The 17,591-nt window shown below is 51.7% G+C and carries 15 protein-coding genes; 10 read left to right on the top strand and 5 right to left on the bottom strand.

Going from position 1 to position 17,591, the window contains the following annotated elements; translation table 11 throughout:
• The first annotated feature begins 2 nt into the window (after nucleotides 1-2).
• The 7 genes from mctP to EYB31_RS24370 all read left to right on the top strand — a co-directional run bounded on the left by mctP (nucleotide 3) and on the right by EYB31_RS24370 (nucleotide 8,383).
• On the top strand, nucleotides 3-1,523 hold the full coding sequence (gene mctP, locus EYB31_RS24400) for a monocarboxylate uptake permease MctP (RefSeq protein WP_131016037.1): 1,521 nt from the start codon (nucleotides 3-5) through the stop codon (nucleotides 1,521-1,523).
• 210 nt (nucleotides 1,524-1,733) lie between these two features.
• Nucleotides 1,734-2,531 carry an SDR family oxidoreductase gene (locus EYB31_RS24395; RefSeq protein WP_131016036.1) on the top strand — a complete coding sequence of 266 codons (798 nt, stop codon included), beginning with the start codon at nucleotides 1,734-1,736 and terminating at the stop codon, nucleotides 2,529-2,531.
• A 68-nt stretch (nucleotides 2,532-2,599) separates the two neighbouring features.
• Nucleotides 2,600-3,358, top strand: a complete 759-nt coding sequence (gene kduD, locus EYB31_RS24390; protein ID WP_131016080.1) for a 2-dehydro-3-deoxy-D-gluconate 5-dehydrogenase KduD — start codon at nucleotides 2,600-2,602, stop codon at nucleotides 3,356-3,358.
• Between the two features lie 82 nt (nucleotides 3,359-3,440).
• Complete coding sequence (locus EYB31_RS24385; RefSeq protein WP_131016035.1) at nucleotides 3,441-5,438, top strand: beta/alpha barrel domain-containing protein; 1,998 nt, start codon at nucleotides 3,441-3,443, stop codon at nucleotides 5,436-5,438.
• A gap of 23 nt (nucleotides 5,439-5,461) precedes the next feature.
• Nucleotides 5,462-5,764: a hypothetical protein gene (locus EYB31_RS24380; RefSeq protein ID WP_131016034.1), complete on the top strand. Its 303-nt coding sequence runs from the start codon at nucleotides 5,462-5,464 to the stop codon at nucleotides 5,762-5,764.
• A 140-nt stretch (nucleotides 5,765-5,904) separates the two neighbouring features.
• Nucleotides 5,905-6,294, top strand: coding sequence for a DUF423 domain-containing protein (locus EYB31_RS24375; protein ID WP_131016033.1), 390 nt, complete (start codon nucleotides 5,905-5,907; stop codon nucleotides 6,292-6,294).
• A 172-nt stretch (nucleotides 6,295-6,466) separates the two neighbouring features.
• Nucleotides 6,467-8,383, top strand: coding sequence for a putative bifunctional diguanylate cyclase/phosphodiesterase (locus tag EYB31_RS24370; protein ID WP_240762790.1), 1,917 nt, complete (start codon nucleotides 6,467-6,469; stop codon nucleotides 8,381-8,383).
• Between the two features lie 162 nt (nucleotides 8,384-8,545).
• Here the strand turns inward: EYB31_RS24370 and EYB31_RS24365 are convergent, their stop codons facing one another.
• Complete coding sequence (locus tag EYB31_RS24365; protein ID WP_131016032.1) at nucleotides 8,546-9,040, bottom strand: hypothetical protein; 495 nt, start codon at nucleotides 9,038-9,040, stop codon at nucleotides 8,546-8,548.
• 254 nt (nucleotides 9,041-9,294) lie between these two features.
• Here EYB31_RS24365 and EYB31_RS24360 point away from each other — a divergent pair, with 254 nt between their 5' ends.
• Complete coding sequence (locus tag EYB31_RS24360) at nucleotides 9,295-10,194, top strand: M15 family metallopeptidase (protein ID WP_131016031.1); 900 nt, start codon at nucleotides 9,295-9,297, stop codon at nucleotides 10,192-10,194.
• 873 nt (nucleotides 10,195-11,067) lie between these two features.
• A complete protein-coding gene (locus tag EYB31_RS24350) occupies nucleotides 11,068-11,370 on the top strand; it encodes a YunC family protein (protein ID WP_131016029.1) in 303 nt (100 codons plus the stop codon).
• An 80-nt stretch (nucleotides 11,371-11,450) separates the two neighbouring features.
• Here EYB31_RS24350 and EYB31_RS24345 read toward each other — a convergent pair whose 3' ends face one another.
• Nucleotides 11,451-13,421, bottom strand: coding sequence for a beta-galactosidase trimerization domain-containing protein (locus EYB31_RS24345; protein WP_131016078.1), 1,971 nt, complete (start codon nucleotides 13,419-13,421; stop codon nucleotides 11,451-11,453).
• 223 nt (nucleotides 13,422-13,644) lie between these two features.
• Here EYB31_RS24345 and EYB31_RS24340 point away from each other — a divergent pair, with 223 nt between their 5' ends.
• A complete protein-coding gene (locus EYB31_RS24340; protein ID WP_165452588.1) occupies nucleotides 13,645-14,529 on the top strand; it encodes a helix-turn-helix transcriptional regulator in 885 nt (294 codons plus the stop codon).
• Nucleotides 14,530-14,694: 165 nt separating this feature from the next.
• Here the strand turns inward: EYB31_RS24340 and EYB31_RS24330 are convergent, their stop codons facing one another.
• The 3 genes from EYB31_RS24330 to EYB31_RS24320 form a co-directional block, all read right to left on the bottom strand.
• On the bottom strand, nucleotides 14,695-15,516 hold the full coding sequence (locus EYB31_RS24330; protein ID WP_420819470.1) for a carbohydrate ABC transporter permease: 822 nt from the start codon (nucleotides 15,514-15,516) through the stop codon (nucleotides 14,695-14,697).
• A gap of 105 nt (nucleotides 15,517-15,621) precedes the next feature.
• Complete coding sequence (locus EYB31_RS24325) at nucleotides 15,622-16,494, bottom strand: carbohydrate ABC transporter permease (RefSeq protein ID WP_240762788.1); 873 nt, start codon at nucleotides 16,492-16,494, stop codon at nucleotides 15,622-15,624.
• Complete coding sequence (locus EYB31_RS24320; protein ID WP_131016027.1) at nucleotides 16,491-17,570, bottom strand: ABC transporter ATP-binding protein; 1,080 nt, start codon at nucleotides 17,568-17,570, stop codon at nucleotides 16,491-16,493. Before EYB31_RS24320 ends, EYB31_RS24325 begins: the two co-directional genes overlap by 4 nt.
• Between the last annotated feature and the right edge of the window lie 21 nt (nucleotides 17,571-17,591).

Genomic DNA, 17,591 nt, shown 5'->3' with positions numbered 1-17,591 from the left:
TTATGAACTGGACCGCTTTTATCGTATTTCTCATCTTTTTCCTTCTTGTTACCGTTGTCGGTTTCTTGTCTGCCAACTGGCGCAAGGGAAATTTGGAGCTGCTTGACGAGTGGGGACTTGGAGGACGCCGTTTCGGCACCCTGATTACATGGTTTCTGCTTGGAGGCGATCTCTATACGGCTTATACTTTTATCGCCGTTCCGGCGTCTATGTATGCCAAAGGGGGACTCGGCTTTTTTGCGATACCTTATACGATTTTGATTTATCCTTTTATTTTTGTCGTGTTTCCGCGTCTTTGGTCGGTGGCCAAAAAACACGGATACATTACGGCGGCGGACTTTGTTCGCGGCCGATACGGAAGCAGCACGCTGGCGCTCGCCATTGCGATTACCGGCATTTTGGCGACGATGCCTTATATTGCGCTTCAGCTTGTCGGCATGCAGGCGGTGCTTGTCGCCATGGGTTTTTCAGGTACGGGGCTGGCAGGAGACCTGCCGTTAATCGTCGCTTTCCTGGTGCTGGCTATTTATACTTACAACAGCGGTCTTCGCGCTCCGGCGGCGATTGCCGTGGTCAAAGACCTGATGATCTATGTATCGGTGGCGGCTGTCGTTATTTATATTCCGTACAAGCTCGGCGGTTTCGGGCCGATCTTCGATGCAGCGGAAGCGAAGCATCATGAGGCGGCGATTATTACTCCGAAAATGTTCGCCGCTTATTCGACCTTGGCGCTTGGTTCGGGGTTGGCATTGTTTCTGTACCCGCATTCGCTCACCGGCATATTCAGCTCGAAGAGCCGGGACGTGATTAAACGCAATGCGGCTTTGCTGCCTGCTTATTCGCTGGCTCTTGGGGTCATCGCCTTGCTCGGTTACATGGCGCTGGCTGCCGGAATTAAAGTAACCAATCCGAACGACTCGATCCCGCAGCTGTTTTTGCACATGTTCCCTGACTGGTTTTCGGGGTTTGTCTTTGCGGCTATCGCCATCGGGGCGCTTGTCCCGGCAGCGATTATGTCCATTGCTGCGGCGAACCTGTTTACACGCAATATTTACAAAGAATACATCAATCAGAATTGTACGGATAAGCAGGAAGCGAAAATGGCCAAGATGATTTCTCTTATCGTCAAGCTCGGCGCTCTTGTGTTTATTCTTCTTATGAATAAGCAGGATGCGATCAATCTGCAACTGCTCGGCGGCATCTGGATCCTGCAAACCGTCCCGGCTGTCATTGTCGGCCTGTATACGAACTGGTTCAACAAGTCGGCGCTGTTGATCGGCTGGATTGCGGGCATGGGCTGGGGCACTTATATGGCCGCTTCAACCGGTTATGGCAATCAGTACAAGCTGCCTTTCGGGTTGGCCGAAGGCACAACGATTTACTCCGGCTTATATGCGCTGGCTGTGAATTTGATCGTATCGCTTGTGCTCACGATTATTTTCCGTGCCGTTGGTGTGAAAAACGGCAAAGATGAGACGAATAAATCCGATTATGATTTTGAAGAAGCAACAACGGCATCATAACACGGACTAAAGCAGCCGGAAGCCCGCAAAAGGGTTTCCGGTTCTTTTTTTGAAGAAAATTCCCGGTAGTATGGATCATTTTCCCAGATAGCGGTGTTCAGAACGCAGCTTCTGATTGTACAATAGAGAAAGCAACCCAAAGGTTGTCTGCACCTGCATTTTTTGAAAGCGCAGCATAACACTTTCTTTGTTGATAAGGAGGTTTCACGCATGAAATTAGGACTTGCCGGGAAAACGGCGATCGTAACGGGAGCAAGCGCCGGTATCGGACTTGCCTGCTCTAAAGCTTTGCTTGAAGAAGGCGTTTCTGTAGTTATGGTAGCCAGAGATCCGGAGCGGATGCGCCAGGCTGTTGAGCAGGTTGTGCAGGAACAGCCGGAAGCGGAGGTTCGCATTGCAGTAGTGAGCGGCGACATGCGGCAGCAGGAAACGGTGAAGCTGGCAGTGGAAACGGCGTTGTCGCGGTTTGGCCGGATCGATATTTTGATTAATAACGCAGGTTCGGCAAGAGCGGGCGCGTTTTTCGAGCTGCCGGAGGAAGCCTTCTTGGAAGCGTGGAATTTGAAGCTGCTCGGATATATTCGTATGGTTAGGGAAGCGGCGCCGCATATGATGAGCCAAGGCGACGGACGGATTGTCAACATCGTCGGCGCGGCGGGACGTACGCCGTCCGCTAATTTTTTGGCGGGCAGCACGTCGAATGCGGCCTTGCTTAATTTTACAAGAGGCGTGTCCAAAGAGCTGGCCAAGTCGGGCGTGCGGATCAACGCCATTTCGCCGGGAACCACGGCGACAGAGCGGGCGCAGCGGCTGGCCGAACAACACGCGGAAGCAAAAGGCATCAGCGTGGAAGCGCAGAAAGCGGAGACCAGCGCGTCCATTCCGTTAGGGCATATGGCCGATCCGGCGGAAATTGCCGCGATGGCGCTGCTGCTTGTTTCGGACCTTGTACCGTCGATCACCGGTACGGAAATCGTCATTGACGGCGGTCAGCAGCCGGGTGTGTGAGCAGTTGAGGAAGGGGCTGCCTTAAGCGGGCCGCCCTCGGTTCAAATCCAATGGGAAAGGGCGATAACATGTTGAACATATTTGATTTAACCGGCAAAGTTGCCGTGATTACAGGAGCGACCCGCGGGCTGGGGCAAGGTATGGCGCTTGCCTTGGCCGAGGCGGGCGCGGATATCGCGCTTGTGCAGCGCAATGGAGCAGACCGGCAAACCGCAGAGCGGATCCGCGAACTTGGCAGGCGCTGCGAAACGGTCGACTGCGATTTGGCGGACCGCGCGCAGGTGCTGCAGGTGATGGAAGAAGTCGACCGGTTATTCGGCCGCGTCGATATTTTGGTCAACAACGCCGGAATTCAGCGGCGTTCTCCTTCCACCGATTTTCCGGAAGACGACTGGGATGACGTGATCGATGTGAATCTCAAATCGGTCTTTTTATTATGCCGGGAGGCGGGAAAACGGATGGTTGCGCAGAAAAGCGGCAAAATCATCAATATCGCTTCGCTGCTGTCTTTTCAGGGAGGTTTTACCGTTCCTGCTTATGCGGCTTCCAAAGGCGGCGTAGCCCAGCTGACCAAAGCGCTTTCCAACGAATGGGCGGGTCAAGGCGTTAATGTCAATGCGATTGCCCCGGGATACATGGATACGGAGATGAATACGGCGCTAAAGCAAAATGAGGTGCGCAGCCGTCAAATTCTCGAGCGTATTCCCGCCGGGCGCTGGGGCAACCCGGAAGACATGAAGGGGGCGGTCATCTACCTCGCTTCAAGGGCATCGGATTATGTCAACGGGCATGTTCTTTTGGTTGACGGTGGGTGGATGGGCCGATGAGACACGTTTGCTGCGGTCTTGATAAGCCGCAGGATACATACTCGCGGCAATGAAGCAAGCGCTGTTAAGGAGTTGATCGCTTTTGCCGGATTGGTCGTATCAAACGTTGTTTAAGCCCGCATTGTTTAAGCTGCCTGCGGAGCGGGCGCGCGATGTAACGTTAAGGGCGATGGGCACGTTAAGCAGCCTGCCGGGCGGTACATGGGTCATTAAAACGATGGGGCATATGGAATCATACTCCGATCTGCATAACGTCATCTGGGGCACCGAGTTCAAATACCCGATCGGTTTAAGCGGAAGGCTTGACGTACATGGAACGGCGCATAAGGCGCTGGCTCCGTTTGGCTTCGGTTATTTCGAAATCGGACCCGTTACGGTGGAAAAAGTGGAAAGCGGTCAGTCCGTATACAGAGATCTCGTTCACGAAAGTATCGTTTATCCGGATCTGCCGGTCAATGACGGACTGGATGCTTGGATCCGGCGGCTGCAGCGCAAGCGCGCTCACTCCAAGCCGTATATCATCCGGCTCAGCGGTATGCCGGGAGCGGATATACAGGAAGCGATACGGCAAATAGAGCGGATGGCTGGCCGGCTGGCGGCGTATGCGGACGGTTTTGTCATTGACTTATACGCCGGTGAACGGCGCGCGCAGCATGTTCTGGATGCAGTGGAGGAAGCGGGCAAGAGGCTGGATGCGGCGTCCTGCGGAAAACCGCTGTTGCTGTACGTGCCTGCCGATTTTCCGGAGCCGGAGACGTGCAAGCTTGTTCTTGCCGCCGACCGGGACATATGGAAAGGGATGGTTATCGGCGATGCCGTACATATGCGGGATGAGAGCGGAGACTGGCTGGTTGTCGGACCCGCCGCCAAGCAGCCCGGCATCGCCAAAATTCGGCTCATCCGCGAGTTATGCGGCGAAGATTGGCCGATTGTCGCCTCCGGCGGCGTGAACGAGCCGCAGGATGCGCTGGAGCTCTATGAGGCCGGAGCGCAGCTGGTTCAGCTTCATAGCGGGCTTGTATACGCCGGTCCGGGCTTGCCGAAACGCATTAACGAAGCCGTCGTATACCGGAAAACGTGTGGTACGGATGCGGAGCCTGCCGCTTTTTGGCGGAGTTGGGGGTGGATGTGTTTTCTGGGTCTGGGTATGGTCATCGGCGGCATATTGGCATGGCTGATTGCTTCTACACTCGTTGTGCTGCCCTACGATATCGAGTTTCTTGGCATTTCGTCTGCGGCGCTGTCGGCAGCCAACCTGCGGCTGCTTCCTTTCATGTCGCACGACCGGATTACGCTGGCAGGAACGATGATATCGATCGGCGTTCTTTATTTCATGTTGGCCCGGTACGGCTTAAAGGCAGGGCTGCATTGGTGCAAAACGGCATTGCTGGCATCGGGCGGGGTAGGCTTCGGCAGTTTCTTCTTGTTCCTGGGCTACGGCTATTTCGATCCGCTTCATGCGGCGGTTGCCGTCATGTTGCTGCCGATGTTTGTCCTTTCGATGAGGGGACGTGCGGACACGCCATCGCGTACGCCGCCTAATCTGCATAACGACAAGCTGTGGCGCCGGGCGCAGTGGGGGCAGCTGATGCTGGTGTCGCTTGGTTTTGCGCTGGCTGCCGGCGGCGCTCTGATTTCGTATATCGGGATTACGAGGGTATTTGTAGTCACCGATCTGGAATTTCTTTGCGCATCCCCCGACATGCTTAAGGCCATCAATGAAAAGCTGCTCCCGCTGATTGCGCATGATCGCGCGGGCTTCGGAGGCGCCTTGTTCGCCGATGCGATCGCGTTGCTTGCCGCTGCGTTATGGGGCGTTCGCGAAGGTGAGCGATGGCTGTGGTGGATGTTTCTGCTGGGGGGACTGCCGGGGTTCGCTGCCGGCTTCCTCGTCCATTTCACTATCGGTTACACCGATTTCTGGCATTTGTTTCCTGCTTATTTGGCCTTCGGCTTATTTGCCGCCGGATTGTATTTATTGTATCCGTTTATGGCCGGACGCAGATTAGCCGAGAAATCGCAGCAAAGCCGTTGCAAAGCAAGAGGAATTGGAAGGAATTTGTCGAATAAGTACGAATAGTCCAATCAATTAGGAGGAAACGGATGCGCTACAATATTTTGCAGTCTGTCAAAATCATCGATATGAACGAGGAAATTTTGGCTGAAACGGTATTTAATCACGGCGACTACGATTCGCCCGCACTGTCGATCGGTTCATCCGTCATGCATTATGAGCTTGGCTTGAAAGAGTTTGAGGTTGTTTATGACAAACGTGAGGGCCGCACGGTACGACACACGATTACGGATATTGAAATCGATCTGATTAACAAGCCGGTCACAACCAAAGTGTATCTTGAACCGGTGACTTTAATCGTCGGACAACACGACATCGGACAGTTTGAATAATCCGCCGATCGGTCGGCTTCCGGAGTAAGCGTCTGCCGCAACAAGTGAGATCAGCCGCTTTATGGCAATTTGGCGAACTGCTTGGAATATGGCGGGGAAATCGTTTATGATGGGAGTAGATCCAAGGAAGGCGGATGGCTATGAATAAACGTTTGATCGGGATGGGAAGCATCCTTGCTTTTTTATCCGTAGCTTTCGGAGCATTCGGCGCACATGCGCTTAAAGGTGTTATTACAGCAGATATGCTGGCGGTTTATCAAACCGGCGTACAATATCATATGTTTCATGCCCTTGGGCTGATTGCCGCAGGTTCGCTTGCAGGCAGACTCGGCAAAAAAGCGGTTACGGCAGGATGGCTGCTGTTTGCGGGTGTTGTATTGTTCTCCGGGAGCTTGTATCTGCTCGCATTGACAAGCATCGGCTGGCTTGGTGCCATCACTCCGCTGGGAGGCGTTTCTTTTCTCGCAGGGTGGATGGTTTTGGCCGTTGCCGCTTATAAAAGTGAAGTCACAACAAGAAAAGAACCGTAATCCACACGGTTCTTTTCGGTTTTGTTAAGAAATTCACAGTTTTTGCAGGAATATCGGCTTTCCGCGTAGAAATTGTGAGTTTGCAGCCACCTCCTTACATCGACGGATAAACATGGAATAGAACGGGCAGGGGCAGTTTATTCATGAGTAAGGTAAAAAGGAGTGGGCATGTTTGAAATGGACGGTGTTGTGCTCATTTGCGGCCTATTTGGCACTGGCTGTCTTCTACAACAATATCTGGTCATGGATGATTTCAACGATCGCGTGGGCCGTTTTCTCCGCATTCTTATGGAGAGAATCAAGAAATCTTTCTATGCGGCAAAAGGAAAACCAGTCTCCTTCGGCAGAAGAAGGATCGGAAATCGCCCGGCTCAAAACGATGCTGTCCGAGAAAGAACGCGTATTCTCATCGTTATTTCACTATAATCCGAATGCGGTTGGCTTAATCGATCTGGGGGGACGGTTTCTGCAAATCAATTCCGTCGCCGAGCAATTGCTTGGCTACTCCGAGGAAGAAATCAGACAAACGCCGTTCACGAAAGTGCTGGCCGGAGAACACATCAGAAAGACGATCGAACACTTCGGCGAAGCCCGCACAGGTGTGCCTCAATCGTTTTCCACATCGGTTATACATAAGAACGGGTATCGTGTCGATCTGGAAGTTACGGCTGTACCCGTCATGGATGAAGATGGCCCGCAAGGCCTCATATTTATCGGTCAAGACGTCACCGTGCGCAAACGGGCCGAAGAACAGATGCGTCATCTGGCCTACTACGACGATATGACCGGACTCCCGAACCGGAGATTGTTCAGCGAGCACCTGACACAATCGCTCCAAACGTCCTGTCAGCTTGGCGGATTGCTTGCCGTCTTTTATCTGGATATCGACCGGTTTAAAATCGTCAACGACTGCTTTGGCCATGATTACGGGGATATGCTGCTGCTGCAGGTGGCTGAGCGGTTTACCCGCGTTGTGTCGGAGCAAGATTTCGTCGCCCGTACCGAAGGCGACGAATTCGCCTTCTTTTTTGCCAACATCGTGTCGGTAGACGAGGTGGTGAAGCTGGCCCGCTCGATCTCGCTTGTGCTGGAAGAGCCTTTTACGCTTCAGCAGTTTCAACTGCATGTGACGGCAAGCATCGGCATTGCTATCGTATCTGAAGAAGAAAGCGACGCCGAAACGCTGATGAAATATGCCGATATCGCCTTATCCCGGGCAAAGGAAAAAGGCAAAAATACATATCAAATTTTCAACGCCGATATGAAAACCGTGTCCTTAAAGCGGCTTACTTTGGAAAATGAACTGCGGCGCGCGCTCCAGCAAGGGGAATTGCTGCTTTATTATCAGCCTCAGATGGATATTGAAACCGGCCGTGTCATCGGCATGGAAGCGCTGGTCCGCTGGCATCACCCGGTAAAGGGCGTTGTTCCGCCGTCGGAATTTATTCCTTTTGCCGAGGAGACGGGATTGATTGTACCGATTGGCCGATGGGTGCTTCGCGAAGCTTGCCGGCAAAATAAAGCATGGCAGCAGCAAGGGTTTGACCCGATTCCGATTTCCGTCAATTTATCGACAAGGCAATTTCTGCAGCATAACCTGAAGGAAATCATCAGCGAAGTGCTGGAGGAGACGGAACTCGACCCGGCTTATCTGGAGCTTGAAATTACCGAAAGCAGCACGATGGACGTCGACTACACCGCTTATTTGCTGCTTGAGCTGAAGGACCTTGGCGTCAGCATCAGCATCGATGATTTCGGAACCGGGTACAGCTCTCTGAATTACTTAAAAAGATTTCCGATCGACAAGCTGAAAATCGACAAATCGTTTGTTCGCGACATCATGTCCGATCCGAACGATGCGGCGATTGTCGCTTCGATTATAGCGATGTCCCATCATTTGAAAATGAAGGTGATCGCGGAAGGCGTGGAAACGGCCGATCAGCTGCAATTTCTCCACAAAAACCGCTGCAACGAAATTCAAGGATACTGGTTCAGCCCGCCGGTTGGCGAACGACAGATGGAGCAGCTGCTTCATCGCATGCAGACGACGGCAGCCGGGAAAACGGACGATGTGCCGGAGATCATTTAGGATATGGATAATCCAAACGGTTCCACACTTATATGAATAAGCACAACAAATACGCTTCCGAGCCCACTTTCACAGTGGTTTTGGAAGCGTATTTGCGTCATACGAGGGACTTTAAATAGTCAAAAGCCCGATTTCTCGGGCTTTTGTTGGCTGCAGCGGCGTTCAGCTGACTTCTACATCGTCGATTTCGTTGATCCTGAACAAATATACCTTCTTTTCGTCCACGTGATATACCGTCACCGTTTCCGCAGCAGGGTCAAAATTCAATATCCGGCAAGGCAGGCTGAGCTTGATGCCTTTTCCTTTTAAAACCGTTACACGGATGAGCATGTTATTTTCCCTGAATTTTTCCAACTGCTGGTATAAATACTCGTGATCGGCGGACTTTTTTTTCGTCGGCTCCACGTTTGGCTGCTGCACTTTTTCCTGGGTTTTGGCTGCTGATTCTTTGGTTACATTTTTCCGCGCCTCTTTAATGGCGACCTGGATCCATTTGCCTAGCTCGATGCCCGATCTGATGTTGTAATCCTGAATCTGATTCGAGTTTAAAAGATGTAGCAGCGTTTCCAGGGCGCGTCCGTTCGTTTCCCCTTCGATTAAAATGTCCACATTGAAAAGAAAACGTTGTTTCGCTTGGCTCTCTTGGTTGTCTTTCATGACGGCGGCCCCCTTTCCCTAGTTCGATATACATATCTATTTTACTATAACATGCCGTTAATTGTAAGAATAGGACATACAGCACATATTTGAATAAAACGGCCAGCTGCTTCTCCCCTCTGATTCAAGCTTAGTTCCGAAGGCTTATCTTTTTTTGCTGGCAACCGGCGGGGGAGAGCAACCTTTTGCCTTCGGGGCGCGTTAAGGTGTACTATAGGGATGGAAATGACAGATGAGGATAGGAAGGTAGCAAAATGAACAAGTATGTAAAATCCGCTTCGTTTCTGCTGCTGGCAGGTTTTGTCGTGTCGGCGGCCGGCTGCGGCGGAAACGACAAAACTCCGGCGCAATCCGCAGCAGGCGCAACGCAGCAGCAGACAAGCACCCCGCCTGCCAAGGCCGCTCCGGAAGCCACGCCTCCGGCTGGAACTGCATCTCCCAAATCCCAGCCTGATGCGGCTGCGAAACCTCAGCCTGATTCCGCAGCGCAAAAACCTCAGTCCGATCCTGCAGCATCTAAGCCAAGCGCGCCGGGAGATGCCGGCAAATCGGTGCAAGTAGTCGCCAATCCAACGGATAGAGCCGTACTCGTAAACAAAATGTACAAGCTGCCGGACAATTATGAGCCGCAGGATTTGGTTGATCCTAACGTTCCTTTTATTTTTAAAGAAAAACTGGAAAAACGAAAAATGCGCAAGGAAGCGGCGGAAGCGCTGGAGAAGCTGTTCAAAGCCGCGGCGGACGACAAGCTGCCGCTCGCAGGCGTATCGGCGTACCGTTCTTATGCGACGCAAAAGTCTGTGTACTCGAATTATGTCAAAGCCGACGGGGAAGAGGCGGCGAACAAATACAGCGCCAAACCGGGGCAAAGCGAACATGAGACAGGGCTTGCCATTGACGTATCCGGTTCCTCGGGGAAATGTGCGGCTACGGATTGCTTCGGGGATACGAAGGAAGCCAAATGGCTTGCCGACCACGCGGCGGATTACGGCTTCATCATCCGTTATCTGAAGGGGAAAGAGAGCATTACCGGTTATCAGTATGAACCGTGGCACTTAAGGTACGTAGGCACGGAGATGGCTAAGGAAATTGCAAAGCGGGGCATTACGCTGGAGGAATATTTAGGAAAAGCAACTCCGGTCAGCAAACCGTAATCATATCGTTTATTGCTTCGTTCGAATCGAGAAAAGGCCGAAGGCGCTTCTTCAGCATGATTTCGCTCACCTAAGCTGCTTTTTTCAGCGGCCTCCTATGAGTGCGCCGTCCGTTGTTAGCTGTAGCTGACAATGGACGGCGCATTCATTTGTTTTCCCTTTCACTTCCAGATGATTCATGCCGGCAGCAAAGAAATATTTCCGCTCCGGCGAAGAAAGTTGTTTCCTTGCTAGTTGAGAGAGCATTTCAATGTTTCCCGGCGGATGGTTTTAATGCCCAAAACGGCTTCCGCTTATCGTTATTTTACTGAGCTTGCGGGCTTTAAATAATAGGATCCCGGGGGCAGACGCGTATCTTTATTGACGACAATATAACCGATCCCAGGAGCATAAACAGCTCTTGAATCTTGGTTTATCACAAAATTGCCGGGGATAAACACGCCGTTTACATTGGTTTGGATTACCGAAAAAATGGTCTGAAACGCAGGGGCAGCGGGCTGGCTTGCCGAATCTCCTGCTGTCGCGGCACTTGCCGCTGCGGGAAGCATCAGACTTGAGCTTAACGCAAGCACACATAGTTTGGTTTTGAACGAACAATTCAACATGATCACTCCCTTAGCATGGAAATGAAACGCTATTAGGGAGTGTATTCATAAGCCGGAGACAGAAGAACTTGGAATTGTCCCGGTCCGTCAAAATTGGTCTTTACGACTAGACGGGGTGCGTCTTCGGCACCGTTGTTCTAAGTATACTGCGTCTAGCGGCTTACCGGACTGCCTATTTTTGCTTCATTCGTTACTAGTTATGTATCCGAAACATATGATGAAGGTAGAATCAGCCTTAATGCGATTTATGGTTAGGAGGTGCATGAAGATGATGAGAATGGAGCCGATCGAAATCGATGGGCATACCGCGCTTGGCATCGAGGTGAAACTGCCGAAAACAACGCTGATCGTCGTAACCACGGATAAGGGATACATCATGTGCGGGGCTTTGGATGTCGGGCTGCTGAACGAGCGTCTCAAGGACCGCCGTATCATAGCGGGCAGAGCCGTCGGGGTACGCACTTTGGAGGAGCTGCTCGATGCGCCGCTGGAATCCGTTACGTACGAGGCCGAATCGCTGGGAATCGTCAAAGGGACAACAGGCCGTGACGCGGTACGAAAGATGATGTAGAAAGACTGCCTGTTTTACAGGCAGTCTTTTGTGCGCTTGGCAGTGCGGATAAGGCGGATTTCTTCGTTACGCGGATTACATTACACATCGATGACAACCATTTGATGGCACTCCAGCCGGGGAACGGTGTAATGGATGCAGCCGTCCGACGTATCAAACGGCAGCTCCGTCATCTGCGGAGCCAAATATACCTTTTTCGCCTCGGAAGGCAGTCTTAAGCTCACCGGCACGTCGTAGAGCGGGATCATATCTTCAATCACTTCAACGCCGCTGCCGCGTTTCACCGGAGAGGCGTACAACAGATGATTTACATAGCGGTTTTCCCGCTCCTGATGCATCAAGGTAACAATCCCCTGCGCCGGCAGCCCTGTGGCTAGCGTTTTGTCGGGCAGCAGCCTGTTCAGCGCGTAGGTCACAACTTCTTTTAAGGCAAGGCTACCTTTGGCCGCGTAGTCTTCAAACACATTCCACGCGATATAAATGCCGCTGCCGCTCTCAACCATCCCGGGACCGTCGTGCCGCAGCGCGCTGGGAGTATGTTGGTGGGAGCAGAAGGCAAATGCTTCCCGGTTGAAATAAGACTGTTCCCGGTGTCCCAGCTCCGTCCCGTCCGTCAGCTTGATGGACTGGCCCTCCGAATAGAAGACAAATGATGCCGTTCCAAGGTTTTGCAGTTCAAAATGCGGACGGAAATAATCGGGACGGCAGGCACTTGCCTCGACCCATTCCGCGCCAAAATCGAGCGCAAATGCATTCCCCTCCGCATTAAGTCCGGAGCGACCTGTGGCAAGCACCCTTCCCCCAGCAGCGATGAAACGGTTGAATTTAGCCTGCAAGTCTTCGTCGATCGTAACAAGGTCGGGCAAAATAATGACCTTGTAACGCTGGAAGTCGCTTTCCAGATCGATGACGTCAAACAGCCATTTGCCCTCCAGCAGCATGCGGATGGCGCCAGCATCGGACCCTGCGGCCCGGTCTCCCTTTTTTTCTTCGCTGTGCGCCTGCAGCGCTTCCAACGTCAAAAGGCCGATATCGGCGATACTTGCAACCTCTTCGCACCATGCTTCTTTTTGTTCGATTTCCCGGTAAGCGGCCCCGATCAGCCGATACGTCGCTTCATCCATAAGCCCTTCGGGGTGAAGCTGGTCGCCGATCGAGCATTTGGCTCCGTTTGCGATGCTAAGCGAGGTTTCATAACGCAGCGCATTCGGGTGCTTGTAACCGCCAAATTCACCCCATGTGGTATGAAATTTGCCGGTCATGCCAAGGAATTCCATGCCAAGTCCTTGAGCGTATCTTGCGGACAACGGGAAGTGGTCGTATCCCCAGCCGCCCGTCGGCAGCGACTCCAGCTCCAGATGCGAATTCATCCGCGCCAAATCACGCCGTCCCCGGCGGATATGCCCGCCATTGTGGAACACGGGCAAGCCCGGCTTCACCGCGTCGATCGTTTCCCGCACGCGAGCGCAATAGTTGGCGTAAGTGCGCTCCCACATGGCCAGCATGGCTTCTTTATCGCGCGGATCTCCGCCTTGCTTGCGAATAGCGTTGATACACGTATGGCAATAACACGGGCGCACGCCGACAATGTCCAGAAAAATACCGTCGGCATCGTATCCGCGGACGACTTCGTCCACCTGGCGAAGCAATAAGTCGAGATAAGGGGAGTTCAGACAAAATTGATGATAACCTGGCTTCATAAAGCCGTCGACCCAATTCGTGTGGTCGTTGAAATCGCGGATCAGCCACTCCGGATGGCGCAGCGCAAGTTTTTCGTCAAGGCCGGCAGATATGTATACCGGCGTTTTGACACCAATTTCGTGCGCCGCTTCAATCATCGCCTCCAGCAGATCAAATTCAAGACCCGGGTGCATCTCGTTGTGAACGGAAGGATGGTATGCCCAGCCGTGATGGCATTTTGAAAAAATAGTGATTGAGTCCACATGTCCCAGCTTCAGCATGCTTTGAAACTGCTCTTGGTCGAAACGCTTGCCGATGCCTGAAATTAGCTCGGATGTGTGAAAATCAAGATGGACCTGGCGAAATCTCATCATTACCCCTCCTCGGTGGGTGCTGTATACATGCTTGCAATATAAATATACAACCTGGTGCGGAGCGGAAATAGGCAGCGGGACGACCAGCTATAGCACATTTTCGACTAAAATACTGTAAATGTATCGCCGGATAAAGGCGGTCGGTTGTAAATAAAACCGTTGAACCGAAAGCGCTTCAACGGTATTCTTAAGACAAAGAGCAAGGTGCGATTAACGGGAGGTGGCAGACGACAACATGATCTGCTTGCAGCTGACAATTCCGCCCATGCCGGTTCTTCTTACGGTCGGTCATTCGGTTTGGCCTGTGGGAGGGCAGCATTTTCGCCGCAGTTTTCCGGTCTTCGACCTGCTGCTGGTCAAACAAGGCGTGATGCATATGACCGAAGACGAACAGCCCTACAGCATCGGTGCCGGCGAGATGCTCCTATTGGAACCGGGACGGTCCCACCACGGACATGCCCCTTGTACCGAGCCGACGGAAATTTATTGGGTGCATTTCCGGCACGATGCACGCATCGAGACCATAGAGCACCGCCGGATCCCCTGGTCGTCGATGCTTCGTCAAGGGACCGATTACGACCATACGCCCGACGAGCAGTTTCTGTATTTGCCGAAATTCGGGCAGGTGGATATGCAGGCGCTGCTGCCGGTTTTGGATGAGATGGCGCGGCTTCATCAATCGTTGTGCCATGAGAACGCCGCTATGCTGCACACGCTGCTGGCACGGTTGCTGGCGCTGCTGCAGGCAGGACTCCGGTCGCGGCAATCGTCGAGATCATTTGCGGTTTGCGAGCAGGTGAAGCAAATTCTGCAGAGCCGTTTTGCCGAGCCGTTTCAGGCGGAACGGCTGGCGGCCGAGCTGCATTTCGACGTCGATTATGCCGCCCGCTGCTTAAGGAAACATACCGGGATGAGCCCGCTGAAATATCAGTATTTTATCCGGATGGAGGAGGCCAAACGGCTGCTGCGGCATACGCTGCTTTCCGTTCAGGAAATCGGCAGCGCTGTCGGCTTTGCCAGCGGCAATTATTTTATCCGCACCTTCCGCAAAACCGTCGGCGTCACTCCCGGAGCCTATCGCGAGAAATACCGGGGGCTGATGTAGCGTGGGAATGTTGCAGATGCTTGGGTAGAGTGACTCGCTCGGCTGATCGCCTAGGCCGATTCAGCCAAATCTAGCTTAAATGCAGCTAACGTATTTTCGGGCGCTTTCCCCGAACACCCTCGATGGGCGACAATTTCATTCATTCGATTGTCTCCCCTTCACTGCTTATTTCACTCCTGTGTATACAAATGCGCGGATGATTTGCCGTTGTGCAAAGAAAAATGCGATCAGAATCGGCGTTACCAGGATCATATTCCCGGCCATAAGTACGTTCCAGTTCGCTATTCCTGCTTCCTGCCGAATCTTCGCAATCCCCAAAGGCAAGGTACGTGCAGTTTCATCTGTCGTCATGACGAGCGGCCAGAAATAATCATTCCAATGAGCAATAAAGCTGAACAGGGCAAAGGTCGCCAGCACCGGTTTGGCCAATGGCACCATGATTCTCAGGATGATCTGCCATTCTTTAGCGCTATCCAGTCTCGCCGCTTCGAGCAGCTCCTCCTGCACTTGTTTAAACGATTGCCTCAAGAGGAATATGCCAAAAGCGCTGGATGCAAACGGAAGGATAAGGGCAAGGTGCGTATTAAGCAGCTTCCATACACTCAGTTGCAAATAAACAGGCAGAAAGATCAGCTGAGCCGGAATCATTAGCGTGATCATAACCATCCCAAATAAAAAGCCGGACCCCTTGAATCGGTACCGCGCAAATGCATAAGCCGCCGGGATGATGGTCAGCATCTGCAGGACGAGGATACCTGCTGAAACCGTTAAACTATTCATGATATAATGCAAAAACGGCCCTGAAACCCACGCCTTGGCAAAATTGCTCCATTCAAAATGCTTTGGAATCCAATTGGGAGGGAAAATCATCGTTTCCGGCAGTGTTTTTAAAGAAGTAGAGAGCATCCAGGCAAATGGCATGGCAAAGATGAGCACGAGCAGCAGCAAGCCAATTAAATTGACTACGCGAACTGCGATTTTGATCATCTTCACAGCCATTTCTTCTTTGTTGTCTACATGAATTAATGTGCGCTGAATATCCAGCGTGCGCTCCGCACTTTTCAATGGACCCACTCCGATCAGAAGTTTTTCTTACTGATAATGGACGCGTTTTGACATCAGCTTGAAGTAAATGATCGTTAAGCCCCCGACAATGACAAGCAGGACCACCCCTGCGGCAGAGGCGTAGCCGATTTTAAAGAACCGGAACCCATACTCATAAATATAAAAAACCAATGTATTCGTGGCGTTGACCGGCCCGCCCTGAGTCATGATTGCGATCGTCTCAAACACTTGAAACGATCCGATCATATTGATAATAATCAGAAAAAATAGGGTCGGCGACAACATCGGGAGAACCAGCCTATAGAAGGTAGTCCAAGGATTTGAGCGGTCCAAAGAAGCGGCTTCGTATATATCCTTCGGAATGCTTTGCAGTCCGGCGATAAACACTAACGTGTTATAACCAAGCCCTTTCCACACGGCAACAATAACAAGCGAGATGAGCGCCGTGCTCTGAGAGGAAAGCCATGCCAGCTTCCCAAAGCCAAACAAACCGATAATCCAGTTTAATAAACCATACTCCGGATCCATTAACCAACCCCAGATCATGGCGATGGATACCAAGGCAATGATATGCGGACTGAAGATCGCGCCTTGAACAAAGCTGTACAGTGCTCCGGTTCTGTTCAGCCAGAGGGCTAATAACAAAGAGAAAACAATGATAAACGTAACCGTTAAAATCGTATAAATGGTGGAATTTGCTATGACCTGAATAAATTCTTTCTCTTTCAAGAGGTCAATAAAGTTTTCCAAGCCGACGAATGTTTTGGTTGGACTAATAAAATTCCAATCGTACATGCTTAAATAGATCATATACATGATCGGATATATAAAAAATACCGAGAAAACCGTGATGGCCGGGGCAACCATTGCATAAGGACGCAGCTTTTCCCACATCGTCATCGTATTGCTCCGCCGGCAACCGCAAGGCTCTTCGTCTGCGGCATATCCAGCCCGCGTATTCTTTGGCCTTCCGGATCGAAATAATAAAGAACGTTATATGGAATGACGACCTTGATACGAACTGCCGTCTCCAAAGGTGAAATGAACGTTTTCGCAAAAAATGTACCCGCGGCCGACTTGATCTGATAAATATTTTCCGCGCCCAAGCTCTCTCGGGTGACGATTTCCCCTTCTATTTCCAATCCTTCCATATGATGCTCCGTGCCCATCGGCACTTGCTCAGCTCGAAATCCGACGTAACCGATCCTGGCCCTCGTCTCTACCTTCAAGCCATGAACATCGCCGAAGCTAAGGATGTTCATGGCCGGTGTACCGATAAATTGGGCGGCAAACAAATTATTCGGATCGTTATAGAGCTTCATAGGTGAATCGACTTGTTGAATGACCCCTTTGTTCATCACAACAATTTCATCCCCCATCGACATGGCTTCCACTTGATCGTGGGTTACATAGACAAAGGTCGTTCTGAGCCTCTGATGAAGCTGAATCAATTCCGTTCTCATTTGACCGCGCAGCTTTGCGTCCAAATTGGAGAGCGGTTCATCAAGGATAAATACCTGGGGTTTCTTGACCATCGCTCTGGCAAGTGCAACCCTCTGACGCTGCCCTCCGGACAGGTTTTGAGGTTTCTTATCCAGATATGGCGTTAGAGCAACAATTTCACATATATCACGGATCAAGGTTTCCCGTTCTTGCTTGGGAACCTTTCTGTTTTTTAGTCCGAACTCAATATTCTCTCGAACGGTCATCGTCGGATAAAGCGCGTAATTCTGGAAAACCATCGCCACGTCCCGAAGTCCGGGCTGAGTATTGTTCACGCGCTTGTCGCCAATCCATATTTCACCGCCGCTTTCTTTCTCAAGACCTGCAATCATCCGCAAGGTCGTTGACTTGCCGCAGCCGGAAGGACCTACGAGAACCGTAAACGATCCGTCTTTAATCGTAAGGTTTAAATCGCTAATTACCGTTTCGTCTTTATACATTTTGGAGATATTTCGCAATATGATTTCCGCCACACGAACTCCTCCTCTCGCTTG

Source organism: Paenibacillus thalictri (assembly GCF_004307995.1).
Taxonomy (GTDB): domain Bacteria; phylum Bacillota; class Bacilli; order Paenibacillales; family NBRC-103111; genus Paenibacillus_AF; species Paenibacillus_AF thalictri.
The sequence above is the reverse complement of the archived record's forward strand: the minus strand, read 5'-3'. Positions and strand labels throughout refer to the sequence as shown.